This is a genomic window from Pseudomonas sp. No.21 (assembly GCF_054558415.1).
The window spans coordinates 163,602-182,906 of record NZ_BAAJNO010000007.1 but is presented as its reverse complement, the minus strand read 5'-3'; the positions used below and the strand labels follow the sequence as shown (position 1 = coordinate 182,906).

The 19,305-nt window shown below is 66.5% G+C and carries 15 protein-coding genes; 10 read left to right on the top strand and 5 right to left on the bottom strand.

Annotated features, from left to right (window positions below; translation table 11 throughout):
- From ispG to ACYJSS_RS16060, 9 genes are all read left to right on the top strand, one after another.
- Complete coding sequence (gene ispG / locus ACYJSS_RS16100) at positions 1 to 1,113, top strand: flavodoxin-dependent (E)-4-hydroxy-3-methylbut-2-enyl-diphosphate synthase (protein ID WP_111263276.1); 1,113 nt, start codon at positions 1 to 3, stop codon at positions 1,111 to 1,113.
- A 12-nt stretch (positions 1,114 to 1,125) separates the two neighbouring features.
- Positions 1,126 to 2,415 (top strand): histidine--tRNA ligase, encoded by a 1,290-nt coding sequence (gene hisS, locus ACYJSS_RS16095; RefSeq protein ID WP_236205449.1) that lies wholly within the window; start codon positions 1,126 to 1,128, stop codon positions 2,413 to 2,415.
- Between the two features lie 25 nt (positions 2,416 to 2,440).
- Positions 2,441 to 3,085 (top strand): YfgM family protein, encoded by a 645-nt coding sequence (locus ACYJSS_RS16090; protein WP_111263278.1) that lies wholly within the window; start codon positions 2,441 to 2,443, stop codon positions 3,083 to 3,085.
- Complete coding sequence (gene bamB, locus ACYJSS_RS16085; RefSeq protein ID WP_236205450.1) at positions 3,078 to 4,229, top strand: outer membrane protein assembly factor BamB; 1,152 nt, start codon at positions 3,078 to 3,080, stop codon at positions 4,227 to 4,229. The genes ACYJSS_RS16090 and bamB overlap by 8 nt, the downstream gene beginning before the upstream one ends.
- 81 nt (positions 4,230 to 4,310) lie before the next feature.
- Positions 4,311 to 5,786 (top strand): ribosome biogenesis GTPase Der, encoded by a 1,476-nt coding sequence (gene der / locus ACYJSS_RS16080; protein ID WP_111263280.1) that lies wholly within the window; start codon positions 4,311 to 4,313, stop codon positions 5,784 to 5,786.
- A 167-nt stretch (positions 5,787 to 5,953) separates the two neighbouring features.
- Complete coding sequence (locus tag ACYJSS_RS16075) at positions 5,954 to 7,102, top strand: pyridoxal phosphate-dependent aminotransferase (RefSeq protein ID WP_111263281.1); 1,149 nt, start codon at positions 5,954 to 5,956, stop codon at positions 7,100 to 7,102.
- Complete coding sequence (locus ACYJSS_RS16070) at positions 7,090 to 7,884, top strand: amidohydrolase (RefSeq protein ID WP_236205451.1); 795 nt, start codon at positions 7,090 to 7,092, stop codon at positions 7,882 to 7,884. The genes ACYJSS_RS16075 and ACYJSS_RS16070 overlap by 13 nt, the downstream gene beginning before the upstream one ends.
- Positions 7,885 to 8,121: 237 nt before the next feature.
- A complete protein-coding gene (locus ACYJSS_RS16065) occupies positions 8,122 to 11,049 on the top strand; it encodes a discoidin domain-containing protein (RefSeq protein ID WP_236205452.1) in 2,928 nt (975 codons plus the stop codon).
- Positions 11,050 to 11,165: 116 nt separating this feature from the next.
- Positions 11,166 to 11,630, top strand: coding sequence for a hypothetical protein (locus tag ACYJSS_RS16060; RefSeq protein ID WP_236205453.1), 465 nt, complete (start codon positions 11,166 to 11,168; stop codon positions 11,628 to 11,630).
- Positions 11,631 to 11,684: 54 nt separating this feature from the next.
- Here ACYJSS_RS16060 and ACYJSS_RS16055 read toward each other — a convergent pair whose 3' ends face one another.
- A complete protein-coding gene (locus tag ACYJSS_RS16055; RefSeq protein ID WP_236205454.1) occupies positions 11,685 to 12,788 on the bottom strand; it encodes an alkene reductase in 1,104 nt (367 codons plus the stop codon).
- 115 nt (positions 12,789 to 12,903) lie between these two features.
- On the opposite strand from ACYJSS_RS16055, the gene ACYJSS_RS16050 reads away from it, so the two are divergent.
- The gene (locus tag ACYJSS_RS16050; protein ID WP_111263286.1) at positions 12,904 to 13,269 is read left to right on the top strand and encodes a winged helix-turn-helix transcriptional regulator; all 366 of its coding nucleotides are present in this window, start codon (positions 12,904 to 12,906) and stop codon (positions 13,267 to 13,269) included.
- A 67-nt stretch (positions 13,270 to 13,336) separates the two neighbouring features.
- Here the strand turns inward: ACYJSS_RS16050 and leuA are convergent, their stop codons facing one another.
- The 4 genes from leuA to ACYJSS_RS16030 all read right to left on the bottom strand — a co-directional run bounded on the left by leuA (position 13,337) and on the right by ACYJSS_RS16030 (position 19,304).
- A complete protein-coding gene (gene leuA, locus ACYJSS_RS16045; RefSeq protein WP_236205455.1) occupies positions 13,337 to 15,007 on the bottom strand; it encodes a 2-isopropylmalate synthase in 1,671 nt (556 codons plus the stop codon).
- A 284-nt stretch (positions 15,008 to 15,291) separates the two neighbouring features.
- Positions 15,292 to 16,962 carry a flagellinolysin gene (locus ACYJSS_RS16040; RefSeq protein WP_111263288.1) on the bottom strand — a complete coding sequence of 557 codons (1,671 nt, stop codon included), beginning with the start codon at positions 16,960 to 16,962 and terminating at the stop codon, positions 15,292 to 15,294.
- 83 nt (positions 16,963 to 17,045) lie between these two features.
- Positions 17,046 to 18,329: a mechanosensitive ion channel family protein gene (locus ACYJSS_RS16035; RefSeq protein WP_111263289.1), complete on the bottom strand. Its 1,284-nt coding sequence runs from the start codon at positions 18,327 to 18,329 to the stop codon at positions 17,046 to 17,048.
- A 153-nt stretch (positions 18,330 to 18,482) separates the two neighbouring features.
- Complete coding sequence (locus tag ACYJSS_RS16030) at positions 18,483 to 19,304, bottom strand: peptidoglycan DD-metalloendopeptidase family protein (protein ID WP_111263290.1); 822 nt, start codon at positions 19,302 to 19,304, stop codon at positions 18,483 to 18,485.
- Position 19,305 lies beyond the last annotated feature (1 nt).

The following is a 19,305-nucleotide window of genomic DNA, read 5'->3' as shown; positions in this document are numbered from 1 at the left end:
ATGCATTGCGAATCCCCGATCAAACGCCGCCAGTCCCGCAAGATCTGGGTCGGCTCCGTGCCCGTGGGCGGTGACGCCCCGATCGCCGTCCAGAGCATGACCAACACCGATACCTGCGACGTCGCCGCCACTGTTGGCCAGATCCGCCGGCTGGAAGAGGCGGGCGCCGATATCGTCCGCGTCTCGGTGCCTGACATGGAGGCCGCCGAGGCCTTCGGCAAGATCAAGCAGCAGGTCCGCGTTCCCCTGGTCGCCGACATCCACTTCGACTACACCATCGCCCTGCGCGTGGCGGAACTGGGCGTCGACTGCCTGCGCATCAACCCGGGCAACATCGGCCGTGAAGACCGTGTGCGTGCCGTGGTCGATGCCGCCCGTGACCGTGGCATCCCGATCCGAATCGGCGTCAACGCCGGTTCGCTGGAAAAGGACCTGCAGAAGAAGTACGGCGAGCCCACCCCGCAAGCCCTGGTGGAGTCCGCGCTGCGCCATGTCGAGCACCTGGATCGCCTGGACTTCCAGGACTTCAAGGTCAGCGTCAAGGCGTCCGACGTGTTCATGGCGGTGGAAGCCTATCGCCTGCTGGCCACCCAGATCGTCCAGCCGCTGCACCTGGGCATCACCGAAGCCGGCGGCCTGCGCTCCGGCACCGTGAAGTCCGCCGTGGGCCTGGGCATGCTGCTCGCCGACGGGATTGGCGATACCATCCGCATCTCGCTGGCCGCCGATCCGGTGGAAGAGATCAAGGTCGGCTACGACATCCTCAAGTCCCTGCGCCTGCGTTCCCGTGGCATCAACTTCATCGCCTGCCCGAGCTGCTCGCGGCAGAACTTCGACGTGGTCAAGACCATGAACGAACTGGAAGGCCGCCTCGAGGACCTGCTGGTCCCGCTGGACGTCGCCGTGATCGGCTGCGTGGTGAACGGGCCCGGCGAAGCCAAGGAAGCCCATGTGGGGTTGACCGGCGGCACGCCGAACAACCTCATCTACATCGACGGCAAGCCGGCGCAGAAGCTGAACAATGACAACCTGGTGGACGAGCTGGAAAAGCTGATCCGCCGCAAAGCGGCCGAAAAGGTCGAAGCTGACGCGGCCGTCATCGCCCGCAGCTGATAAGGATTCCGAGTGAGCAAGACGCTGCAAGCCATCCGTGGCATGAACGACATCCTGCCGGAGCAGACCCCTGCCTGGCGTTACCTCGAACGTACCCTGGCAGACCTGCTGGACAGCTACGGCTACCGCGAGATCCGCCTGCCGATCCTCGAGTTCACCGAGCTCTTCGCCCGCGGCATCGGCGAAGGCACCGACGTGGTCGACAAGGAGATGTACACCTTCCTCGACCGCAACGAAGAGTCCCTGACCCTGCGCCCCGAAGGCACCGCCGGTTGCGTGCGTGCCGTGCTGGAGCACGGCATGACCGGCGGCGGCCAGGTGCAGAAGCTGTGGTACGCGGGCCCGATGTTCCGCTACGAGAAGCCGCAGAAGGGCCGCTACCGCCAGTTCCACCAGATCGGCGTGGAAGTCTTCAACCTGCCCGGTCCGGACATCGACGCCGAGCTGATCGTGCTCACCTGGCGCCTGTGGAAGAAGCTCGGCCTGGGTGATGCCGTGACCCTGCAGCTCAACAGCCTGGGCTCCAGCGAGGCCCGCGTCGCCTATCGCGAAGCCCTGGTGGCCTACCTGCAGGAGCGCTTCGATCGTCTCGACGAAGACAGCCAGCGGCGCATGACCACCAACCCGCTGCGCATCCTCGACAGCAAGGTGCCGGAAACCCAGGCCCTGCTGGTCGACGCCCCGCGCCTGCACGACTATCTGGACGCCGAGTCCGTGGCCCACTTCGAGGGCCTCAAGGCGCGCCTCGACGCGGTCGGCATCCGCTACGAGATCAACCAGAAGCTGGTCCGTGGCCTGGACTACTACAGTCGCACCGCCTTCGAGTGGGTCACCGACAAGCTCGGCTCCCAGGGCACCGTCTGTGGCGGTGGCCGCTATGACGGCCTGATCACCCAGTTCGGCGGCAAGCCGACCCCGGGTGTCGGCTTCGCCATGGGCGTCGAGCGCCTGGTGCTGCTGCTGGAAACCCTGGACCTGGTCCCGGCCGAGCTCAACGCTCCCGCGCATGCCTTCATCTGCGCCTTCGGCGAGCCTGCCGAACTCGCTGCCCTGGCACTGGCCGAGCGACTGCGCGATGCCGTTCCCGGCCTGCGCATGCTGGTCAATTCCGGTGCCGGCAGCTTCAAGAGCCAGTTCAAGAAAGCCGACAAGAGCGGCGCGCGCTTCGCCCTGATCCTGGGTGAGGACGAACTGGCCAACCGCGTGGTAGGTTTCAAACCCCTGCGCGACGACAGCGAACAACAGAACATCGCCTGGGACGCTCTCGCAGAGCGCCTGGCGGCCTGCATCGATCAGGCTTGAGCCTTTAGAACATAGGAGTATTGGGGTGAGCACGCGTACCGAAGATGAAGAGCTGGCGGCGATCAAGGATTGGTGGCAGCGCAATGGCAAGCCCCTGCTCACCGGCGGCGCCCTCGCGCTGGTGGTGGTCTTCGGTTGGCAGGCCTGGCAGAAGCACCAGACCAACCAGGCCCAGGGCGCGTCCCAGGTCTACCAGCAACTGCTGGAAACCGCGCTCAACCCGTCCGGCAAGCCCGATGCCGGCAAGGTCGCCGAGCTGGCCAACAAGCTGAAGACCGACTTCGGCGGCACCCACTACGCCCAGTACGGCAGTCTGTTCGTCGCCAAGGTGGCGGTGGAGTCCGGCAAGCTCGATGACGCTGCGGCCGAACTCAAGGCCGTGGTGGACAAGCCTGCCGACGCCACCCTCGGCGAGCTGGCGCGCCAGCGCCTGGCGCGTGTCCTGGCCGCCCAGGGCAAGGTCGACGACGCCCTGAAGCTGCTCGAAGGCGATGCCGGCAAGGCCTTCCTGGCCAGCCGTGAAGAACTGAAAGGCGACCTGCTGGTACAGCTGGGTCGCTCCGACGAGGCGCATGCCGCCTATGAGAAGGCCAAGGCCGCGCTGACGGAAGACGCAGCGGTCGGTGGCTTGCAGATGAAGCTCGACGACCTGGCCAAAGGGGATGCGTGACGTGATGCGCTGGAAATTTGCCGCACTGCTGGCCCTGGCCGTTCTGGCCGCGGGTTGCAGCAGCAATAGCAAGAAGGAACTGCCGCCTGCCGAACTGCCCGACATCACCGAGGAAGTTCAGCTCAAGGAAGTCTGGAGTCGCTCCGTCGGCGAAGGCCAGGGCGAGTCCTACAACATGCTGGTGCCCGCCGTCGACGGCGACGTGATCTATGCCGGTGACGTCGAGGGCCTGGTGGTCGCCATCGACCGCATGAGCGGCGACAAATTGTGGGAGCAGGAGCTGGACCTCCCGGTATCCGGCGCGGTCGGCGCGGGCTACGGCCTGGTGCTGGTCGGCACCCTGAAAGGTGAAGTGATCGCCCTCGACGCCAGCAATGGCGAAGAAAAATGGCGCGCCCGGGTCAACGGCGAAGTCCTCGCCCCGCCGGCCACCAACGGTGACGTGGTGGTGGTGCAGACCCAGAACGACACCCTGTTCGGCTTCGATGCCGCGACCGGCAACCAGCGCTGGATCTACGAGAACACCCCCGCCGTGCTGACGCTGCGTGGCACGGGCGCGCCGATCGTGACCAACCGCCTGGCCGTGGCCGGCCTGTCCTCCGGCAAGGTCATCGCCGTCGACGTGCAGCGTGGCCTTCCGGTGTGGGAGCAGCGTGTGGCCGTGCCGCAGGGCCGCTCCGAGCTGGATCGCGTGGTCGACATCGACGGTGGCCTGCTGCTGTCCGGCGGCACCCTGTACGTCGCCACCTATCAGGGCCGCGTCGCCGGCCTCGACCTGGACAGCGGTCGCGTGCTCTGGCAACGCGAGGCTTCCAGCTACGTGGGCGTCGCCCAGGGCTTCGGCAACGTCTACGTGAGCCAGGCCAGCGGCACCGTCGAAGGCATCGACGAGCGTTCGTCCTCGGCGCTGTGGAGCAACGACTCCCTGGCCCGTCGCCAGCTCTCGGCGCCGGAGGTCTTCTCCAGCTACGTGGCTGTCGGCGACTTCGAAGGCTACCTGCACCTGCTCAGCCAGGTGGATGGCCACTTCGTCGGCCGCGAGAAGATCGACGGTGATGGCCTGCGTGCGCGTCCGCTGGTGATCGGCGACATGCTGTACGCCTTCGGCAACGGCGGGAAGCTGGTCGCGCTGACCATCCGCTAAGCTGAAAAATAGTGTCCGGCCGCTGCCGTCCGACGGCAGCGGCCGTTGTGTTTTCTGAAATAACGAATAGTGGAGAGCCTCATGGTTCCCGTAATTGCCCTGGTGGGCCGCCCGAACGTCGGCAAGTCCACCCTGTTCAACCGCCTGACCAAGACCCGCGACGCCATCGTCGCGGAGTACGCCGGTCTGACCCGTGACCGCCAGTACGGCGAGGCGAAGTGGAACGGCCGCACCTTCATCGTCATCGATACCGGCGGTATCTCGGGTGACGAGCAGGGCATCGACGCGAAGATGGCCGAACAGTCCCTGCAGGCCATCGAAGAGGCCGATGCGGTGCTGTTCATGGTCGACTCCCGCGCCGGCATGAGCGCCGCCGACCAGTCGATCGCGGAGCACCTGCGCAAGCGCAACAAGAAGACCTACCTGGTGGCGAACAAGGTCGACACCATCGACCCGGACCTCGCCCGCGCCGAGTTCAGCCCGCTGGGCCTGGGCGACGCCCTGCCCATCGCCGCCGCCCACGGCCGCGGCATCAGCCAGATGCTGCAGGAAGCTTTGGGTGACTTCCCCCGCGACGATGCGGTCGAGGAAGACGCCGCCGCGCAGGCCGAGGACGTCGCCGAAGGCGAGGAGCAGAGCCGGATTCCCGGTCCGAGCGAGAAGGACGGCATCAAGATCGCCATCATCGGTCGCCCCAACGTCGGCAAGTCGACGCTGGTCAACCGCATGCTCGGCGAGGAGCGGGTCATCGTCTATGACCAGGCCGGCACCACGCGCGACAGCATCTACATTCCCTTCGAGCGCAACGAAGAGAAATACACCCTGATCGACACCGCCGGCGTGCGCCGTCGCGGCAAGATCTTCGAGGCCGTGGAGAAGTTCTCCGTGGTCAAGACGCTGCAGGCGATCCAGGACGCCAACGTGGTGATCTTCGTCATGGATGCCCGCGAAGGCGTGGTCGAGCACGACCTCAACCTGCTGGGCTTCGTGCTGGAGACCGGTCGTGCACTGGTCATCGCCCTGAACAAGTGGGACGGCATGGAGTCGGGCGAGCGCGACTACGTGAAGACCGAGCTGGAGCGCCGGCTGTTCTTCGTCGACTTCGCCGACATCCACTTCATCTCCGCGCTGCATGGCACCGGGGTCGGCAACCTGTACAAGTCGGTTCAGGCCTCCTTCAAGTCCGCCATCACCCGCTGGCCCACCAGCCGCCTGACCCAGATCCTCGAAGGCGCGGTGCAGGAGCATCAGCCGCCATTGGTCAACGGTCGCCGCATCAAGCTGCGCTATGCCCACCTCGGTGGCGCCAACCCGCCGCTGATCGTGATCCACGGCAACCAGGTCGAGTCGGTGCCCAAGTCCTACTCGCGCTACCTGGAAAACACCTACCGGCGCGTGCTGAAGCTGGTGGGTACGCCGATCCGCATCGAGTACAAGGGTGGCGACAACCCCTTCGAGGGCAAGAAGAACACCCTGACCGACCGCCAGGTGAACAAGAAGCGCCGCCTCATGTCGCACCACAAGAAGGCCGAGAAGAAGCGTCGCGACAAGCGCTGATTCCCGTGCAACCGCAAGAGGGCGCCCATGGGCGCCCTTTTTCGTTCCGGGCGTTGGCCATCGGGGCGGCCGGCAGCACCTTGTCGCAACGCCTGCTTTCATCTTGGTCGTGAGCCCGACAGGCCTTAAGCTAGCCGCCACTTCCCAGTCGCCAGCAGCCTGAAGAAATGATCGCCAGCAAGTTGCCCAACGTCGGCACCACCATCTTCACCCGCATGTCCCAGCTCGCCGCCGAAACCGGCGCCATCAACCTGTCCCAGGGTTTCCCGGATTTCTCCGCGCCCGCCGCTCTGTGCGATGCGGTGGCCCGCCATATCGGTGCCGGCCACAACCAGTACGCCCCCATGACCGGCCTGCCCGCGCTGCGCCAGCAGGTGGCGGCCAAGGTCCAGGCCTTCTATGGCCGCCAGGTCGATATCGACAGCGAGGTCACGGTCACCCCCGGTGCTACCGAAGCGATCTTCTGCGCGATCCAGGCCGTGGTGCGCGCCGGTGACGAGGTCATCGTCCTCGACCCCTGCTACGACAGCTACGAGCCTTCGGTGGAACTGGCCGGCGGCCGCTGCGTGCATGTGCCCCTGGCCCTGCCGGGCTTCGCCATCGACTGGCAACGCATGGCCGATGCCCTCAGCGAGCGCACCCGGATGATCATCCTCAACAGTCCGCACAACCCCAGCGGCGCCCTGATCTCCCGGGCCGAACTGGACCAGTTGGCGGCGCTGATCCGGGGGCGCGACATCTACCTGGTCAGCGACGAGGTCTACGAGCACCTGGTGTTCGACGGCCAGTCCCATGTGAGCGTGCTGTCCCATGACGAGCTGTATGCCCGCGCCTTCGTGGTCAGCTCCTTCGGCAAGACCTACCACGTCACCGGCTGGAAGACCGGCTACGTGGTCGCGCCGCCGGCCCTCTCCGCCGAGCTGCGCAAGGTGCACCAGTACGTCAACTTCTGCGGCGTCACGCCGTTGCAGTGGGCACTGGCCGACTTCATGGCCGACCACCCCGAACACCTCACCGAGCTGCCCGGTTTCTACCAGGCCAAGCGCGACCTGTTCTGCGACCTGCTGGGTGGATCGCGGTTCAGTTTCACCCGCGCCGCCGGCACCTATTTCCAGCTGGTCGACTACAGCGCCATCCACCCCGAGCTGGATGATGTGGCCATGGCCGAATGGCTGACCCGCGAACACGGCGTGGCCGCCATTCCCGTGTCGGTGTTCTACCAGAGCGCCCCGCGTGACCTGCGCCTGGTGCGCTTCTGCTTCGCCAAACGAGAGGAGACGCTGCGCCAGGCAGCGGAGAAGCTATGCGCGATCTGAGTTCATTGCCCGACCTGCAGCTGGCCCTGGTGCAGACCACCCTGGCCTGGCACGACGCCGACGCCAACCACAGGCACTTCGAGGTCCTGCTGGAGCAGGCCCGTGGCGCCGACCTGATCGTGCTGCCGGAGATGTTCACCACCGGCTTCTCCATGGAGTCGGCCGTCCTCGCCGAAGAGGAGGAGGGCCCGACCTACGCCTGGCTGCGCGAGCAGGTCCGTCATCTCGATGCGGTGGTCACCGGTAGCGTGATCATCCGCGCCGCCGACGGCAGCCACCGCAACCGCCTGCTCTGGGCGCGCCCCGACGGCGAGATGCTGCACTACGACAAGCGCCACCTGTTCCGCATGGCCGGTGAGCACAAGCACTACACGCCGGGCGAGACCCAGGCGCTGTTCGAGATCAAGGGCTGGCGGGTGCGCCCGCTGGTCTGTTACGACCTGCGCTTCCCGGTCTGGAGCCGTGATCCCCACGACACCGACCTGCTGCTCTACACCGCCAACTGGCCCGCCGCGCGTCGTCATCACTGGAACCGCCTGCTGCCGGCACGGGCCATCGAGAACCTCTGCTACGTGGCGGCGGTGAACCGGGTCGGAGAAGACGGCAAGGGCCACCCCTACAGCGGTGACAGCCAGGCCCTGGACTTCCAGGGCGAGACGCTGCTCGATGCCGGCGCGCGGGACGGTGTGTTCCAGGTTTCCCTCGCTGCCGGCGCCCTGGCCGGTTACCGCGAGCGTTTCCCCGCGCACCTGGATGCAGATGGGTTCGCATTGACCCCCTGATCCCCGCTTGCCCGGAACCCGGAGGTGCCGGGTTCCGGGCACGCATCCCTGGCGACGCGCAACACTGCCGGCTCATTACCCGGGGCTTAAGACGCGTCCGAATTCCGATCCGTTTTTTTCCCTTCCCCGTGCCTTGCCCCTAGCATGGCCGTGCCGGCAATAACTCGTTCCCTCGATCCCTTGGCTCGCTGCACTGTGAAGCACTCGCAGGGGCTTGCTGCTGACCAGGATTTTTCCATGCCGACGTTCCGCTTGAATCCACTCAGTCGTTCTACTCGCACCTGGGTCGCCAGCCTTGGCCTGGCCGCGCTTCTCCCCCTGGGCGTCCAGGCCCACTCGGCCCATTCCCCGAACGGCTCTTTGCCTTCCCAGGTACTGGATACCCAGACGGGGCGTTTCATCGAGCTCTCCAGTCTCCTCTCCGCCCGGAGCTTGAGCGCCGACGTGCCCAGCGGCACCGAGCAGCTGCGCAGCGCCACCGGGCTCAATCTCTCGGGGCTGGCCCTGGATAGCGCGGAGAGGTTCGGCGATCTCAAGGTCTACACCGGCGGGGCGTTTTCCGGCGTGGGTGCGCGCGCCTTGCAGGCCGTCGATGACGTCATCGTGGTCGCCCGTCGGGATGGCAGCTTCATCGCCTTGCTGCCCGAATCCAATATCGTCATTCGCGGCGAAGCATCGGGACAGCAGACCCTCACGCGCTACGACGCAAGCCACACCCACCCTCCCGCCTCGCGTGACTATGTAGAAGCTCCGCAAGCCGATCTGCCCCATGAGGTGCAGTCCTTCTCGGGAGCTCGCAGCTTCCTGGTCGACCGTAATGCCGAAGGGGAGGTCGTCGTCGACGTCCTGGCCGGGTTCTCGCGCAATGCGGTCGAGTACATCGGCGACCACGAGGCCTATGCACTGGCGCAGATCGCCTCGGTCAACCTGGCGCTGAAGAACTCCAGGGTCGAAGGCGTGCGCCTCCGCCTCGTGGGCACCCAGGTGATCGACAGCGAACATGCCATCACCCGGGAAACGCTCCACAAGCTGAACGTGCTGTTCGCCGACGGCATGCGCCAGTACGGGCCTGACCTGGTCACCGGCTTCTTCAGAGGCATCACGGGCGAGGACACCATGCTGGGCTGGGGCAACATCCGTGGCCGCTACTCCATCAACGTGATCACCTCGCCCACCACCTTCCGCCACGAGGTCGGGCACAACATCGGTGCCAACCACTGTCCGGAAGGCGACGGCTACCGCTACGGCTACCACAACGGTCGTGTCGGGACCATCATGTGCGGCAACCAGGTCAACTACTTCTCCAACCCCGATCTGAGGGATCGACAGGGCGTGCCCCTGGGGCATCCGGAAATGGCCGACGTAGCCCGTCTCTGGCGCGAGAACAGCGCACGCATGTCCGCCTACAGCCCTTCCGTGGTGCCGCTGGAAACCGAGCGTGCCACCCGGTTCCTGGAAGAGCGCGTCACGCTGGATCGAAACGAGTGGCGGTACTTCCCCATCGACGTACCGGCAGGTACCGAGCGCCTGGCGTTCACCGCGAACCATGGCGCGGGCCACGAGATCCACGGACGCATCCAGCTCTACCTGCGCTATGGCCAGCAGCCGACCGCCACCCAGTTCGACGAGCGTTCGATCATGGCGGCCGGCGTGGCCCTGGGGGTCAAGGACCCGAGGCCCGGGCGCTGGTACCTGGCCATGCGGGTGCAGGACAACCGTACGGCGACCGACCAGGTGCTCGAGGGCCATGCGTTCGCCAGGCAGCAGGACACGGTCGAGGCGCGTTACCTCCGCCTGGTCGCCAAGTCGGCGATCGAAGGGGGCAACGCCGCCAGCATCTCCGAGCTCCACCTGGCCGGGGCCGATGGACGCTCGTTGCCCCGTGATCAATGGCGGGTCATCTCGTCCAAGGGCTACAAGCCCGAGAACGCCATCGATGGCGGGACCGGTACCTACTGGTATTCCTCGTCCAAGGAGCGCTATCCGTACGACTTCGTCATCGACCTGGGAGCACGCGAGCGCTTTTCCCAGCTGCACTACCTGCCGCGTCAGAGCAGCGGCCTTTTCGGCAACATCAAGGACTACGAAGTGCATGCCAGCGACCGGCCCGATGGTGACTGGACCCTGTTGGCCGAGGGCCAGTTCAGCGCCGACAACCTGGTCAAGCTCGCCAGCCTGAAGCCGGTCGTCGCCATCCTGCCGCCGGTAGCCCAGATCGCCGGCCCAGCCTCCGCCAGCGCCGGTGACACGGTCCGGCTGGACGCCTCCGCCTCCAGCGACCCGCAAGGCAGCGTGCTCAGCTACACCTGGTCGGCCTCGCCCAGGCTGGACTTCAGCTACGACGGCCCCCGGGTTTCCTTCAAGGCGCCGGTGCTCGACAGGGACACCCGCTACACCTTCGAGCTGGCCGTGAGCAACGGCACGCACACGGTGCGCAAGATCCACCCGGTACTGGTGAAGGCCGGCATCGCCGGTTCACCGACCTGCCATCCCGCGTGGAGCGCGACATCCGACTACGTGTCGGGCAGCAAGGTGCAGAGGAAGGGGCGCACCTACGAGGCGCGCTGGTGGACCCGGGGTAACGAGCCGGGTGACCCGGCGTTTACCGGGCTGGATGGCAGCGGCAAGGTCTGGCGCGACCTGGGCGCTTGCGGTGGCGCCAGCACCGAGACACCGGAGAACCCACCCGTAGTCCTGCCGCCTGTGGCGCACATTTCCGGTCCTTCCACGGCCATCGCCGGCGGCGAGGTCCGCCTGAGTGCCGCCGCCTCGACCGATCCGGGCGGTCTGCCGTTGACCTACCGCTGGGGGGCAAGCCCGCAGGTTCCGTTCAAGGCCAGTGGCGCCAACCTGACGTTCGTGGCCCCGCCCCAGGAAAGGGAGGTGGCTTATCGCTTCACCCTGACCTTGAGCAATGGGCAGAAAGAGGCCACGCGCACCCACGAAGTGAAGGTCGGCGCCCAGGTCCCCGAGCAGCCGGGTACGGGCGGCTGCGCCAAGCCCTGGAGCGCCGATGAGGCTTATTGGGAAGGTGGCCAGGCGACCCACAAGGGCCGTCTCTATACCGCACGCTGGTGGAACCGTGGCTCCGAGCCGGGCAAGCCGGAGTTCACCGGCGCGGACGGTAGCGGCAAGGTCTGGCGCGACGAGGGCACCTGTAACTGACGGGCGTGGCGGCCAGCTGCCGCCGGCCGTCAATCATGCGGGGTCGCCCGTTGCCGGGCGGCTCCGTATCATGGCGGTCCTGCATCCCTCTTCTGCGTTGCCTCAAGGAGCCTGACATGAGCACGGAAGCCGAAAATCCCTTCCAGACCCCCTCCGCCGAACTGCTCGTACCGGCGACCGGCACCGAGCACCTGCGCCTTTACAGCATCCCTGGCGTCGGCCTGGCCACCTTCTTCGGCACGCCACTGGCCGGGGCCTATGTCACCGCCGCCAATCTCAAGGCCATGGGCCGGGGTGGCGAGACCGGAAAGCTGTGGGCCGTCTCGATCGGCTTCTTCATCGCGATAATCATCGCGGGTGCCCTGCTGCCGGAGAACGTCCCTGCCATCGTCTTCGGCGTGGTCCAGGTGATGGCGATGAATGCCTATGCGCGGCAGTTGTTCGGCACGCAACTGGACCGGCACAAGGCTGCCAATGGCGCGTTCTTCTCGTTGTGGCGGGGCGTAGGGATCGGGCTGCTGTTCATGTTGGCGTTCATCGTCGCCATGGTGCCGATCCTGCTGCTGTTCGGGCTCGTCTGAGCCGCTGCCATGAAAAACGCCGGGCGATGCCCGGCGTTTTCGTTTCTGCGCCTGTCAACCCAGGGTCGGGTAGTCGGTGTAGCCGGCTTCGGCGCCACCGTAGAAGGTGTTGGCGTCCGGCTGGTTGAGAGGGGCGCCCTGGCGCAAGCGCTCGACCAGGTCGGGGTTGGCGATGTAGGGCCGGCCGAAGGCCACGGCATCGGCGAGGCCGCTGGCCAGGGCCTGCTCGGCGCTGCCGCTGTCCAGGCCGCCGGCGAGGATGATCCTGCCCTGGTAGCGGTCGCGCAGTTCGCGCAGCAGGTCGTCGAAGCCCTCGAAGGTGCCGCCCAGCCAGTCCGGCTTGTTGATGTGCAGGTAGGCGAGGTTGCGGCTGTTCAGTTGCTCCACCAGGTAGTCGAAGGTCTCGCGCGGGTTGGCGTCGCTGATGTCGCCGAAGGTGCCCATCGGCGAGATGCGCACGCCTACTCGGCCGCTGTCGCCGGTGGTGGCGATCACGGCGTCGATCACTTGCAGTACCAGGCGCGCGCGGTTGGCCGCCGAGCCGCCGTAGGCGTCGGTGCGCTGGTTGCTGCCGGAGCAGAGGAACTGGTCCAGCAGGTAGCCGTTGGCCGCGTGCACCTCGACGCCGTCGAAACCGGCACGCAGGGCGTTGGCCGTACCCTGTGCGTAGGCGGCGACCACGCCGGGGATTTCATCGAGCGCCAGGGCGCGCGGCTTGGCGGTGGGTTCGCGATGGTGGCTGCCATCGGCTTCCTGCACGTAGCAGTCGGCCTTGGCCTGGATGGCGGACGGGGCGACGGGATCGACGCCGCCCGGCTGCAGCAGCGGGTGGGAGATGCGCCCCACGTGCCAGAGCTGCAGGACGATGCGACCGCCCTTGTCGTGCACCGCCCGGGTGACCTTCTTCCAGCCCTCGACCTGCTCGGCGCTGTGGATGCCGGGAGTCCAGGCGTAGCCCTGGCCTTCGGGGCAGACCTGGGTGGCCTCGCTGATGATCAGGCCGGCGCTGGCACGCTGGGCGTAATAGGTGGCGTTGAGTTCGCTGGGGATGTTGCCGGGTTGCAGGCTGCGCTGGCGGGTGAGGGGCGCCATCACCACCGCGTTGGGAAGCTGGAGGCTACCCAGTTGGGTGGGCTGGAACAGGTTGCGTGTGGTCATCGGTGCGATCTCCATCGGCTGCATTCGGCATGAATGTGGCGGTCGATTATGCCGGTGGCAATCTCGCTGACAAGTACGTACGATTCTGGCAGTCACTTACTGATGGGTAAGCAATATGAGCGAGCACGAGCCGATCACCACCGAAACCAAGCGCCTGGTTTCGGGCGACAAGGTCTATAACACGCCGGTGGAGGTGACGCTGGACGTGATCGGCGGCAAGTGGAAGTCGCTGCTGGTGTATCACCTGATGAAGGAGGCGCTGCGTTTCTCCGAGCTCAAGCGCCGCGTGCCGGGCATCACCGAGAAGATGCTGACCCAGCAGCTGCGCGAGCTGGAGCATGACGGCGTGCTCTCGCGCACCGTGTTCGCCGAGGTGCCGCCGCGTGTGGAGTACCGCCTCACCGAGCACGGCGCGAGCCTGCAGCCGGTGCTGGAGGCGATGTGCGCCTGGGGCCGCTGCCACTGGCAGCAGCAGGGCTAGCCGACGCTCGTCCTGCCACAAAGGAAAAACCCCGCCGAGGCGGGGTTTTTCGTTTCCGTCGCGAGCGTCAGGCCGCTTCGGCCTCGGTCTGGCTCAGGGCGCGGTTGAGGGCGCTGAACAGGGCCCGGAAGCTGGCGGTGGTGATGTTCTCGTCGATGCCGATGCCGTGCAGCGCGCGGCCCCCTTCCAGGCGCAGCTCGATATAGGCGGCGGCCTTGGCGTTGGCGCCGCCACCGATGGCGTGCTCGGAGTAGTCCATGATCTCCACCTTCACCGGCAGGCTGGCCACCAGGGCCTCCAGCGGACCCTTGCCCATGCCGCGCAGGTGCTGGGTCTCGCCCTTGACCTGGACTTCGATGTCCACCGCGCTGGTGCCGTTCTCTTCCTGCAGGCGATGGCCTTTCAGGGTGTAGGGCGTGGTGGCCTGCAGGTACTCGCTGTCGAGCAGCTTGTAGATCTGCTCGGCGGTCATTTCGAGGCCGAGGCGATCGGTCTCGCGCTGCACCACCTGGCTGAACTCGATCTGCATGCGGCGCGGCAGGCTGATGCCGTATTCCTGCTCCAGGAGGAAGGTGATGCCACCCTTGCCCGACTGGCTGTTGACGCGGATGACCGCCTCGTAGCTGCGGCCGATGTCGGCCGGGTCGATCGGCAGGTAGGGCACTTCCCAGACACCGTCTTCCTTCTGCTGGGCGAAGCCCTTGCGGATGGCGTCCTGGTGGGAGCCGGAGAAGGCGGTGTGCACCAGGTCGCCCACATAGGGGTGGCGCGGGTGGACCGGCAGCTGGTTGCACTCCTCGACCACCTTGCGCACGGCGTCGATGTCGGAGAAGTCCAGTTGCGGGTGCAGGCCCTGGGTGTACATGTTCAGCGCCAGGGTCACCAGGTCGACGTTGCCGGTGCGCTCGCCGTTGCCGAACAGGCAGCCTTCAACGCGGTCGGCACCGGCCATCAGGCCCAGTTCGGTGGCGGCCACGCCGGTGCCACGGTCGTTGTGGGTGTGCAGGCTGATGATCACGCTGTCGCGCTTGTTGATGTGGCGACCGAACCATTCGATCTGGTCGGCGTAGACGTTCGGCGTGGCGCACTCAACGGTGGCGGGCAGGTTGAGGATGATCTTGTTGGTCGGGGTCGGTTCCCAGACGTCGATCACCGCGTTGCACACCGCCAGGGAGAAGTCCTGCTCGGTGGAGCTGAAGATTTCCGGCGAGTACTGGAAGGTCCACTGGGTTTCCGGCTGCCTGGCGGCCAGCTGCTTGATAAGGCGTGCGGCGCCGGTGGCGATGTCGATCACGCCCTGGCGGTCCTGGTTGAAGACGATGCGGCGGAAGGACGGCGCGGTGGCGTTATAGACGTGGACGATGGCCTTCTTCGCGCCCTTGAGGGATTCGAAGGTGCGGGTGATCAGGTCTTCGCGGGCCTGGGTCAGCACCTGGATGGTCACGTCATCGGGGATGTGGCCGTTCTCGATCAGTTCGCGGACGAAGTTGAAGTCGGTGTCGGAGGCGGAGGGGAAGGCCACCTCGATCTCCTTGAGACCGACCTGCACCAGGGTTTTGAAGAAGCGCATCTTCTTCTGCGCGTCCATCGGCTCGATCAGCGACTGGTTGCCGTCGCGCAGGTCGGAGCTGCACCAGATCGGCACTTCGGTGATGGTCTTCGACGGCCAGGTACGGTCAGGCAGGTCGATGGCGGGGAAGGCGCGGTATTTGCGAGACGGGTCGTTGAGCATGCTCATGGGGCAATCCTTGTTCTGATGGGCCTGATGACGGCGGCCGGCCAAATGAAATGCGGGGTGGAGCGGGGCGTCGCGATTCAGCTACGCAGTCGTGGGCTGACCAGGCGTAGGCAGGCGTGTTGACGCAGGAGGATGAGGGTGTGAGCGGTTTTCATGCCGACAACCCTATTGGCTTGGGTTGAATATGGCAAGGCTTGTCGAGAAATTGATGATTTCGTGCGCTGGATGCGCCTGGGCGATGGTTTTTTGCTCGACTGGCGGCGAAATGTGGCGGGAATTGCGCGTCAGCCCAGGAGCGAGAGCACGGCCTGTGGCTGCTGGTTGGCCTGCACCAGCATGCTCTGCGCCGCCTGCCGGAGGATCTGCTTGGAGGCGAGGGTGGCCGACTCGGCGGCGAAGTCGGCGTCGGTGATGCGCGAGCGGCTGGCGCTGGCGTTCTCGGCGATGTTCTGCAGGTTGCTGACCGTGTTGTCCAGGCGGTTCTGGATGGCGCCCATGTACGCGCGCTGGCGGTCCACGTAGGCGAGCGCGTCGTCGATGTCCATCACCGCGAGGCCCGGGGTCTTGATCAGGTTGACGTTGTTCAGCGCCATCGCCCCGGTGTTGAAGGAGGCAAGGCCGACGTCGATGGTTTCCCAGGCGTTGGCGCCGACCTGCAGCGAGGTCTGCACGCCTCCACCGGTGGCATTGGCATCGAACAGCTTGGGCTCTTCCAGCTTGAAGCCCAGGGAACCGGGTGTGCCGGTGCCGCGGTTGGGCAACACGTCCTCGGCAGTGAACACATCGCCGCCGTCGGCATCGAAGCCGCCGATGGCGCCGGTGTCCTCGTTGGTCAGGTCCATCCCGGCGATGAAGGCCGCGCCATTGGCGGAGAACTGGGTGCCGAAGTCGGCGGCGCTGGCGAAGGCGCCACGGCTAGCATTGGCCAGGGCGTCGTCGAGGGTGGAGTTGGCGTGGCCGGCCAGGTACTGCATCACGTCCCTGATGCCGTTGCCGCCGGCGGCCTTGATCTCCGCGTGCATGTAGCGCACGGCGGCGTAGGAGGCAGAGTAGCCGGCGCTGCTGCCGATGCCGCCGAAGGCACCGACCACTGCGCCGATGCTGCTGGCGGCGATGTCGCCGCGCAGGCGCTCGTCGGCACCCTGCACCGCCTCCGCCGTGCCTTCCTTGAACCAGCCGGGCAGGGCGTTGAAGTTCATCGCCCGGCCCATCACCGCGTGGGTCATCTCGTGGGCGAGGACGCGGTCGGTGTACTGGCCGGGGTTGCTGCCGCCGTTGGGCAGGCTCGACCCATCGAAGTAGGCCATGTTCACGTCGAGCACCTGGTTGTAGTACTTGCCACCGGCGCCGGGGGTACCGGCGACCGAGGCCAGTGTGGTGCTGGACGGGTCGTTGCTCAGGGTTATCTTCAGCGTGGCGCCGTCGGCCTTGATCCCGTAGGCGTCGAAGACGCGCTGCTCGCCCTCGCTGATCCAGAAGCCCTTGAGCGAATTGAGCACCGCGCGTTCGTCGAGCTTGCCCAGCTGCGAGCCGCTGTCCTGGCTGAAGATCTTGCGGCCGCCGAAGGTGGTGGTCTCGTTGACCCGGTTGATCTCCTCCAGGAGTTTCTGGGCCTCCTGGTTCAGTGCGGCGCGGTCGGTCTCGGAGTTGGAGCCGTTCATGGCCTGCAGGCCGAGCGTGCGGATGCGCTGCAGCGCGGAAGTCACGCTTTGCAGCGCACCTTCTCCCACCTGCAGCATCGACATGCCGTCATTCGCGTTCCGCGTGGCGACGTTGAGCCCGCGCACCTGGGATGTCAGGGCATTGGAGATCTGCAGGCCGGCGGCATCGTCCTTGGCGCTGTTGATGCGCTGGCCGGTCGACAGGCGCTGCAAGGTCTTGCCCAGTGCATTGTCCGTGGTGCTCAACTGTCTTCGCGTGAACGAGGAGGCGATGTTGGTGTTGACCGTCAGCATCCTGTCTCTCGCTCGCACTACCGGAAATTCCGGTATCGACACTGCATCGGCGGGCGTACTGGCTTCTTGATGCCGCTCCGGTTTCAGCCCGACGAGTGGTCCAGGGCTGCGGCGGGCGTGGCCTGTGGCGGTTGCGCGGGCAGCCGCAGCTCGCGCATGTCGGCTCCGCTGGGGTGCTGGAACACGCGCAGGCCGAACTCCGGGAGGATCGCCAGCAGGTGGTCGAAGATGTCCGACTGGATGGCCTCGTAGCGCGCCCAGGCGGTGGTGGCGGTGAAGCAGTAGAGCTCCAGCGGCAGGCCGTCGGCGGTGGGCGCCATCTGCCGCACCAGCAGGGTCATGTCCTGGCGGATGTCGCCGCTGTGGCGCAGGTAGTTCTCCACGTAGGCGCGGAAGGTGCCGATGTTGGTCAACTGACGGCTGTTGATCGGCAGACGGCTGGATTCGTCCAGTTGCGCGTTCCAGCTGAGCAGCTCGCTCTCCTTGGCCTTGAGGTAGCCGTCGAGCAGGCGGAAGCGGTGCAGCCGGGCCAGGTCGTCGGCATCGAGGAAATGCACGCTGTTCTGGTCCAGGAACAGGCTGCGCTTGATGCGTCGGCCGCCGGATTCCTGCATGCCGCGCCAGTTCTTGAACGAGTCGGTGATGAAGCGCTTGGTGGGGATGGTGGTGATGGTCTTGTCCCAGTTCTGCACCTTCACCGTGTGCAGGGCGATGTCGATCACGTCACCGTCGGCGTTGAGCTGGGGCATCTCCACCCAGTCGCCGACGCGGATGATGTCGTTGGAGGTGATCTGCACGCTGGCCACCAGCGACAGCAGGGTGTCCTGGAAGATCAGCATCAGCACCGCGGCCATGGCGCCGAGGCCGGAGAGCAGGATCAGCGGCGAGCGGTCGATCAGGCTGGCCACCATGAGGATGGCGGCGATGGCGAACACGGCGATCTTCAGCACCTGCAGGTAGCCCTTGATCGGCCGCAGGTGGGCGTCGGGGCGGCGCTGGTAGAGGCCGTTGACGATATCCAGCACCGCGCTCAGGGCCAGCGCGAGGGTGAGGATGATGAAGGCGGCGCAGACATTGGTGACCACCGTCACCAGGGACGTCGGCAGGCCCGGGATGACCTTGACCCCGCTGGCCAGCACCAGGGCCGGTACCACGTTGGCCAGGCGCTTGATCAGGCCGTGGTCCTGCAGCTTGGCACCGCCGTTGAGGCCGGTGGCGACCAGGCGATAGAGCCCGCGCACGAGGATGCGCTTGACCATCCAGTTGGCCAGCCAGGCACCGAGCACCAGCAGGGTGGATGCGCAGAGGGTGAGGAGTTCGGGGTGGCCCTTCAGCCAGTCCATCCAGGTTGCCAGCTCGTGGGGCATATGCGGCTCCATGTCAGCGGTGGGATCGGGCCGGCCGTTGCGGCGGGCCTCCGGAGCTGGCGGACCTTAGCAAAAATGCGCCGCACGGCCCAGGCGACGTCTGTAAGGGGAGTTGTACGGCGGCGCCGGACTCGGGCGACCCCGTGCCCGTCGTCAGGGCTTGAAGGCGCCGATGAAGATGGCCGGGTCGACGCGCGTGTCGTTGAGGCTGACGTTCCAGTGCATGTGCGGCCCGGTGGCCCGGCCGGTGGCGCCGACACGCCCGACCACGGCGCCGCGCGGCAGCTGCTGGCCGAGTTTCACGTCCACCTTCGACATGTGGCAGAACATGCTGATCAGCCCCTGGCCATGGTCGACGAACACCGTCTTGCCGTTGAAGAAATAGTCGCCGATGAGCACCACCTTGCCCGCCGCCGGGGCCTTGATCGGCGTGCCGGCACCCACGGCGAAGTCCAGGCCCGAATGCGGGTTGCGCTCCTCGCCGTTGAAGAACCGGCGCAGGCCGAAGGGGCTGGATAACGGCCCGTTCACCGGCTTGTCGAACAGCAGGTTGCTCGGCGTGCCCGGGGTGAAGCTGCGGTAGGCGCGGGTCTGCTCGGCCAGTTCGCGATCGATGCGCTTGAGGTCCTCGGGCAGCGGGTTCACCTGGCGGGTGTTCTTCAGGGTGATGCGCTGTTCCTTGTAATGCTTCTTGCCGACGCTGAAGGCCAGGCTGCGGCCATCGCTCACCTGCACCTGCTGGGTGCCGGCGGGGGTACCGAGGGGGATGCCGACGATGGCGATCCAGTCGCGGCCTTCCTCCTTGACCACCAGCACCGGCTTGTCCTGGAAGCGCACCGTCGGTGCCTGGGCGCCCTGGCCCAGCTGCACCACGGCGACGCCGCCGGGCACCGGTTTGTGCAGCAGGCGGCTGATGAAGCCTTCGGCCTGGGCGGGGAGGGTGACGGCGAGGAGCAGGGCGAGCAGCAGGCGCATC